Origin of the sequence: Pseudomonas ovata (genome assembly GCF_003131185.1) — a bacterium.
GTDB lineage: Bacteria > Pseudomonadota > Gammaproteobacteria > Pseudomonadales > Pseudomonadaceae > Aquipseudomonas > Aquipseudomonas ovata.
Map to the genome: position 1 here is coordinate 1 of NZ_QFFU01000067.1, position 572 is coordinate 572.

Genomic DNA, 572 nt, shown 5'->3' on the forward strand with positions numbered 1-572 from the left:
CCCCCTAACTCGAAGAAGTTATCGTTCAGCCCCACCTGCTCAAGCTTCAGCACATCAGCCCAGATCGCCGCGATTTGTCGCTCCAGCACCGTACCCGGCTCGACATACGACGCCTGGAACAGGCTTGCATCCGGTGACGGCAAGGCCTTGCGATCCAGCTTGCCGTTCGGTGTCAGCGGCAGAACGTCCAGAAACAGCAGATATGCAGGCACCATGTAGTCCGGCAGGCTCGACTTGAGCGCAGCCTTCAGTGCGTCACGATGCCTGGACAAGACTTCGTCGCTCGCCAGGCCAATCTCCTGCGCCAGCACCACATAGCCCACCAGTTGCTTGCCGCCTGGCGTCTCCTGGGCCAGAACCACCGCCTCGCGCACTGTATCCTGCTCCAGCAGCCGCGCCTCGATCTCTCCCAGCTCGATACGGAAACCACGCACCTTCACCTGATGGTCGACGCGACCCAGATAATCGACCACGCCATCGGGCCGTGTACGGGTCAGATCACCGCTGCGATAGACCCGCTCGCCGGCTTGCCCGAACGGGTCAGGCACGAAGCGCTCCGCTGTGAGGGCCGG

1 protein-coding gene is annotated in these 572 nt (G+C 62.9%); it reads right to left on the minus strand.

Annotated features, from left to right (window positions below; genetic code table 11):
• On the minus strand, positions 1-572 hold a 572-nt coding region (locus tag DGA31_RS29470), incomplete at both ends, for an AMP-binding enzyme (RefSeq protein WP_152035100.1).